This is a genomic window from Ruegeria sp. BE10 (genome assembly GCF_056538905.1).
Genome location: NZ_JBQFTX010000015.1, coordinates 1 through 6,932 on the forward strand (window position 1 = coordinate 1; position 6,932 = coordinate 6,932).

Below are 6,932 nucleotides of genomic sequence, written 5' to 3' on the forward strand. Positions count from 1 at the left end.
TCCAAAACAAAGCTTCAATGCCGGAAAACCAAATAGACCTCAGCCTCTGGGACCAAAAGCCTAAAACCCACTGACACGCTCGACCAGCCAAGACAGCAAGCTTACTTGACAAGGGCGTCAAAACAATGATTCCGGCGTATCACCGCTCATCCAGGTTGAAATCTTGGAGGCTTGCTTCAATGATACCGTCTTTGGTGATTGACACGCCTGAACAAACAGGTACTCGGTGCTCAAGTTGTTTGTACGCAATCCTAGCTGGAATGTATTGAACGACCAAAATATTAAGATACCGAAGGCATTGGCATACCAAGGGTTCAAACTGAGAAAATGCAATCTTCTAAAGATATAGTTGCAAGCCTCTGCGATGCGAACGCATCTGATGACACCGTCACAACAGTTGAGGCCAGGGACACATTTCGCAGTTTGATTCGAGCACAGCTTTCGGTGCGGAACGCTAAATCACCAACTTCGGTTTCTGCCCTCTACAATGAGATACGAACGCAACCTGACGTTTGGCGCAACCTTCCAAAATTTGAAGAAGCTGGCGCAGAATATGAACCCGATGCAGCCATGGAACCCGGTTTTGCTGCTGTCACATGCTGCATGAACCGAAATGACCACCTGGCGCAGACATTGCCAACGTGGCTTGTACATCAGGAAATTGGCGAAGTTATCATCGTGGACTGGTGTTCGGAAATTCCGGTAGAGATCACTCTTCGGAAAGCGGGGATAACTGATCCACGTATACGCATTCTTCGGGTCGAGGATGAAGGATCCTGGATTTTGTCCCACGCGTATAATCTGGGATTCCGCGCTGCGACCAAAGACAAGATTATCAAAGTCGACAGTGACATTATCCTCGATTCAGAGTTCTTTAGCCGCAACACAACAGGTGTTGACCAACTGACTGCAGGAAACTGGCGCCAGGTGAAATCCGGACAAAGCCACGTGAACGGCTTTTTCGTCGTTGGGCGTGAAAATCTTTTGGCTGTTAACGGCTTCAACGAGCGGATTGTCACCTATGGCTGGGATGACGACGACCTGTACGGACGCCTGACCGACGCAGGCGTGCAAAGAGAAGATGTCGATCCCGACACCATCAGCCATATTGATCATTCCGACGTAAGACGCGTTGAGCGCCCCAAAAGCACACCGGTCACCGGATGGGATGAAGTGCAATCTTATCCGCAGTTCTGGATCGCGCTGAACCGGCAAACTGCGTCGTCCTGCGCCCCATGGGATGTGAGTTGCCCTATGACGGGTTTCCGGGTGCTTAGTGAAACCGCGAACATATTGCGGTTAAGACGCAGCCACCCCTACGGCGTAGATACAAACCTTATTGGCACGCGGATGGAACGCGCCGAAGCAGCGGTTAGCGCAATACATGATGTGTTCAAAGGTGTTGCGGTCTCTGTTTCCTGCGAAGCTGTGGATTATGCGTTGATGACCCGCTCGTTGGAAGATGCCATAGTGGCCATCAGCAACACGTCGCTGCAACCGGAAGAGAACACAGGCGAAGTTACCGTTCCGCTGGGGCATAGCCTGCAAAAGCCAAAACTTGTCGTCGATGCGCAGCATGGTTTGGGCAACCGATTGCGTGCAATTGCTTCGGGGTTTTCATTTTCACAAATCCACGATCGCGAACTGATCATTCGCTGGGTACCTGACGAACATTGCGATTGCACCTTTGCGTCATTGTTCGACTTTGACGGGGCTGTCGAAGATACCAAAGAGAACGACCCGGAGAACGCGTTAACGGTCGACCTGATGAGCAAGGCATTCCGGGAGGCCTTTGACACCGCCTCATTGGTTAAGGCGCAGCGGGATATCGTCATCCAATCGGCTTACAGGTTTACATTCGGCAAACCCTACGACCCCATTGAACGGAAATTCCTGCGTGAGCTGAAACCGAGTGCGGATGTGCAAGAGATGATCGAGTCCGTCCGCAGCCAAAACGACATCGCCGTACACGTGCGAATGAATGGCGGCGCGGCCACGGACCCTCATGGGGACGTTCCCGGTGACTGGTCGCGGTCAGAAGACGAGATTTCCAGACGTGCCCGCAGCAGATCCCACTATGCGTTCTTCTTCAAACGTCTGGATCAACTGCTGGAGGCCAAGGGCGATTCCACGATTTTTCTGGCGTCGGATAACTCGGAATCCTATGGTGCTTTCGCTGCGAAATACCAAGATCGCGTGACCAGCCTGCCAAGAACGGTATATGACCGATCTGAAGTGCAGCTTAAATATGCGCTGGCAGATGTAATCCTGCTGTCGCGTGCGCCGCTTTTGCTGGGAAGCAACTGGAGTTCGTTTACGGAAATCGCCCATTCAATGTCTCAAAATCAGAGGTTAGAGATATCTGGGCAGCATTTTTAATGTCGCTCGAAAATCCGGACAGCGGTCCAAATCTTTAGGAATACCTACTAAACCCGCCAGAGTGTAAATCTGAATGAATGACAGTGAAACAAGGAGCTTAGCCGTTGAGAAGGTTGTTTCAGCGTGCAAGCAACATGTAAGTGAAATTATCGTTCTTGAAGGCCGAAAGCACACGGAATGGTGCGCGGCCTATGAGCAGAGCGGTGTTCCACGTGTCACTCAATCTTCCTTTAGCGCGCTGTCTAAGACCGTTTCTCCTCAGAAGGCCACTGATGGTGGTCTTCGTATCATTCACGTCACTAAGGGCGTTCCTGCGGCAAGCCTGAGTGAAGCGGAACACAGTGTAAACCTGCTAACGAGTTACGCTGATATTGTAGTATTCTCACCGGTTCCCGTAGCTGAACAACAGGTTCAGGATCTGCTGATTTCATGGCCCAGCTTTTGGGCATTGCTGTTTCTTGCCGAAGGGTTCGTTTTGCAGGACATCGTGCGCCCGGCGGTATGGGACAGTTTTTACAGCGATTGGGACGACCTGCAAAGCACGGTTGTGTTCACCAATACGGCGCTGGGTGTCAGTTGGGCGGATGCAGGTGGTGACAGTGCCAACATGGTATTGGATTATGTGCATCCCTCGAGCTTCGAAGTCGGCCTGAGGCGTCAGTTGGCCTTGCAAACGAGTGCGATGTTGAATGCAACCGCCTCTGCCACGTCTCAGGAATTCAGTTCAAGAATCCATATCGCGCTGCCCAAACGTTATTCCAAAAAGGAATATGAACAAAAGCTTTTTCAGGAAAGTCGGAAGTGGTGGAAGGTCGCCCTTTGCTCACCTTGGCGGATTTCTTACTGGTGTGATCTTTGGCGTCTCCAGCGGCGTACCAAGCGCTGGTCGAATTAGAACTTGCCCGCATTATTCCAAAGCTGCTGAACAAACATGCGGGTGAAAAGCCCTGTTTGGCTTCAAGTCTCTGGTAAACAAAAAAACATCCGCGCCCGCACGCTTGGTTGCGTCCAAAACTTGTGGGCAGTTTGGTAAAGGGTGTTTGATCTGATATACTGCGTTTTGTTTACAAGTGACTGAGAGTATTGATCTCTGTGCGCTTGTTCTATCGGGCAGACGCATCTGTCGCTGTATCGCCCGGCGACACCGAATCTAAGACCGTCCCATGACCCTAAGCGTCATTCTCGCAACGCTGCGTGCGTATTGGACATGGAAAGTTTACATAAAAAACCTATTAAAACATTGATTTAAGGCCAAGTTTCGCCACAGGCAGCGCACAGCTGAGGCATCGCGGTTCTCTAGCCCTGATCCAGATCATTACTGGAATCGGAGATAGAACCATGCCGAGTTTCCTCGACTGTTGTTTCAAAGCGTCAGCGCAAACAGGACAGCGCTCTGCTTGTAGCATTGTCCGGTTTTCTATCGTCTTGCTGAGTGTCGCGACATTGATACCGGTGACCCTTGCGCCAACACGCGCCCAGGCACAGCAGTTGCTGGTCGTGGGAAGCGATCGCGGCGGCTATCTGCATGACCGTTTGATCGAGTTGGAAAACCTCAAGCGCAACGGAGTTCTGGTCGAGATCAGGGGCCGTATCTGCTATTCGACATGCACGATGTTTCTGGGGTTGCCCGGAACTTGCGTTGATCCTGATACCACCTTTGGGTTTCACGGTCCTTCCCAAAGCGGTCGTCCGCTTGCGCAAGAAGATTTCGACTATTTCAGTCAGATCATGGCTGCTTATTATCCGGAACCGCTGAAATCCTGGTTCATGACCAAAGCCCGGAATCGGATCAACGGGCTCTATAAGGTCAAAGGCCGCGAGATCATACAGATGGGCGTGCCCGCCTGCCGAACCGCCTGAACCCGGTCTTGCCCGCAGTCAGGTCGCCGGGTATCACGTTTGGATCTAAGGCCGGTGCCGGATTTCCTGTATCGGCTCCTTTCACGGCTAACCGGGCAGGAGAAAAGTTCATCGTGCTGTCATCCCTTTTCGGACGGTTCAGGCGGCGTGCCCCGTTTCTGCCACCAACCCCAGATACTCCAATATGCGTTATCGGTGACGTGCATGGCTGCGTCGTGCAGTTGGAAAAGCTACTGAACAAGGTGCCGCAGGACCATCGGATCATTCTGGTGGGCGATTATGTCGACCGCGGAGAATGCAGCGCCGAGGTCTTGCGCTTGATCAGTGCGCGCCCCGATGTAACCTGCCTGAAAGGCAATCATGAAGAGATGATGCTGCGGTTCCTGAAAGACCCTTTGGAACAGGGTCCGCGGTGGCTGCGTTATGGCGGGTTGCAGACTTTGGCCTCGTTCGATGTGCGCGGGGTCCGGGCTGAGATGACCGGTGATGAGCTGACAGAGTGCCGGGACAGGTTCCAAGAGGCGATGGGCGACACGTTGTATCAATGGGTGATCGGGCTGAAGACCTGGGAAATGTCGGGCAACGTCCTTGTGGTGCATGCCGGTGCTGACCCCAATGTTCCGCCCACCAACCAGTCGGAAAAGACTCTTATCTGGGGTCATCCGTCATTTCTAAAAACAATCAGGCGCGACGGTGTTTGGGTTGTACACGGGCATACGATTGTCGGTGAGGCTGGCGCGCAAAAGGGACGAATTTCCATTGATACCGGCGCTTTTGCAACTGGTGTGTTAAGTGCAGTTTGCCTGGATGGTGGGGAGCCCAGATTTTTGACGGCACAAGGCTGAAAACTGAGCCCGTACAGGCGCAAATCCGCGGTTGCACTTGCTTTTTCCTGTTGAAGCTGAGCAAAATCTTGTCACGCTAATTCACATCTTATAGGACCTGTTTAAATTAAATCAGGTTTCGAGCTTATAATGTTGATCACCCCTATTCTTCTTTGCGGCGGGTCCGGGACGCGTCTTTGGCCGTTGTCGCGGCAGAGTTACCCCAAACAATTTGTGCCGCTTGTTGGGGATGAGACACTTTTCCAGGCCTCAGCTCGGCGTTTGTCCGGCGCGGCGGCGGGGTTGGAATTCGCTGCTCCGGTGGTTTTGACCAATTCGGATTTCCGCTTCATCGTGGCCGAGCAATTGCAGGCCGTCGGCATTGATCCCGGTGCTATTTTGATTGAGCCCGAAGGGCGGAATACGGCCCCAGCGGTCCTCGCTGCCGCGCTGCGCGCCCATGCCGAGGATCCGGACGCGGTGCTGTTGGTTGCGCCGTCCGACCACGTAGTGCCTGATGTAGCGGCGTTCCAGAATGCGGTTGCCCGCGGGTTGGAGGCTGTCGAGCAAGGGCAACTGGTAACATTCGGGATCACCCCAACGCATCCGGAAACGGCTTATGGTTATCTCGAATTGGCGAGCGGATCGAACAGCGGCGGATCACCCGTTTCGCTGAAAAAGTTCGTGGAAAAACCAAATCTGGCTCGCGCAACTGAAATGCTCGAAGCGGGCAATTTCAAATGGAATGCCGGGATCTTTCTTTTCCGTGCATCGGATATGATTGCGGCCTTTCGGGCTCATGCGCCCGAACTGCTATCGCCCGTCGAGGCAGCCGTCGATACGGCAACGCCGGATCTGGGCTTTCTGCGCTTGAACCCTGAACCCTGGGGCAAGGCCGAAGATATCTCAATCGATTACGCGGTGATGGAGAAGGCGACGAACCTGTCGGTTGTCCCGTTTGACGCGGCTTGGTCCGATCTGGGTGGATGGGATGCAGTCTGGCGAGAAAGCGGGCCGGATTCTGACGGCGTGGTGACCAGCGGCGGAGCCACAGCCATTGATTGCCACAACGCGCTGCTGCGCTCGGACAGTGACCAGTTGGAGCTGGTGGGCATAGGGCTTGAAAACATCATCGCCGTGGCGATGAATGATGCGGTTCTGGTTGCGGATGCCTCGCGGGCCCAGGACGTTAAGAAAGCGGTGAGCGCGCTAAAGGAAAAAGGCGCTGCACAGGCTACAACCTTCCCTAAGGATCACCGCCCTTGGGGCTGGTTCGAAAGCCTTGTGGTTGGCGACCGGTTCCAGGTTAAGCGTATTCACGTCCACCCCGGCGCGTCGCTGAGCCTGCAAAGCCATGTCCACCGCTCGGAACACTGGATCGTTGTCGAAGGCACGGCCCTTGTGACGATCGACGACAAGGAACAGTTGGTGACCGAGAACCAATCGGTCTACATCCCGTTGGGGGCGGTGCATCGGATGCAGAACCCTGGAAAGGTGCCGATGGTTCTGATCGAAGTTCAAACCGGAACCTATCTCGGTGAGGATGATATCGTCCGGTACGAGGATGTTTATGCACGCGGTCAGGGCGCAAAGGGTTGACGTTCCAACCCCATCCGACGTCACGCAGCCAGGTCTGGCGCATTGATCAGGCCCCCGGACGGGGGCCTTTTTTGTTGCCCAGAAAGCTTGGTGCAGCCGTTCCGTTCGGTGTGTTTTGGTTGTGTTAGTTGTGTTTTGTTTATGGTGTTTCTGATTGAGATGACTGAGTGAGGTTGGGTTGATGAGCATGAACCCTTTTATCAATCGCGTTTCCAGCCTTTCGGGGCCTGCGCGTGATGTTTTGCCTGTTGCGCCGTCGGATGTGGCGGA

The 6,932-nt window shown here is 53.7% G+C and carries 5 protein-coding genes; all 5 read left to right on the forward strand.

The window, feature by feature from the left end; all coding sequences use genetic code 11:
* Window positions 1-570 precede the first annotated feature (570 nt).
* The 5 genes from ACR0M2_RS20500 (at window position 571) to ACR0M2_RS20520 (ending at window position 6,662) form a co-directional block, all read left to right on the forward strand.
* Window positions 571-2,379: a galactosyltransferase-related protein gene (locus tag ACR0M2_RS20500; RefSeq protein ID WP_480706872.1), complete on the forward strand. Its 1,809-nt coding sequence runs from the start codon at window positions 571-573 to the stop codon at window positions 2,377-2,379.
* A 73-nt stretch (window positions 2,380-2,452) separates the two neighbouring features.
* Window positions 2,453-3,274, forward strand: coding sequence for a hypothetical protein (locus ACR0M2_RS20505; RefSeq protein WP_170362934.1), 822 nt, complete (start codon window positions 2,453-2,455; stop codon window positions 3,272-3,274).
* A 443-nt stretch (window positions 3,275-3,717) separates the two neighbouring features.
* Window positions 3,718-4,239, forward strand: coding sequence for a hypothetical protein (locus tag ACR0M2_RS20510; protein ID WP_480706874.1), 522 nt, complete (start codon window positions 3,718-3,720; stop codon window positions 4,237-4,239).
* A 113-nt stretch (window positions 4,240-4,352) separates the two neighbouring features.
* Entirely contained in the window at window positions 4,353-5,084 is a 732-nt protein-coding gene (locus ACR0M2_RS20515) for a metallophosphoesterase family protein (RefSeq protein ID WP_480706875.1), read from the forward strand.
* Window positions 5,085-5,213: 129 nt separating this feature from the next.
* A complete protein-coding gene (locus ACR0M2_RS20520; protein WP_480706877.1) occupies window positions 5,214-6,662 on the forward strand; it encodes a mannose-1-phosphate guanylyltransferase/mannose-6-phosphate isomerase in 1,449 nt (482 codons plus the stop codon).
* Window positions 6,663-6,932: the final 270 nt, after the last annotated feature.

What these genes read in the sequence shown, in the direction of transcription:
- ACR0M2_RS20500 (WP_480706872.1), top strand. Translation starts at nt 571, where the DNA reads ATGGAACCCGGTTTTGCTGCTGTCACATGCTGCATGAACCGAAATGAC.
- ACR0M2_RS20505 (WP_170362934.1), top strand. Translation starts at nt 2,453, where the DNA reads ATGAATGACAGTGAAACAAGGAGCTTAGCCGTTGAGAAGGTTGTTTCA.
- ACR0M2_RS20510 (WP_480706874.1), top strand. Translation starts at nt 3,718, where the DNA reads ATGCCGAGTTTCCTCGACTGTTGTTTCAAAGCGTCAGCGCAAACAGGA.
- ACR0M2_RS20520 (WP_480706877.1), top strand. Translation starts at nt 5,214, where the DNA reads ATGTTGATCACCCCTATTCTTCTTTGCGGCGGGTCCGGGACGCGTCTT.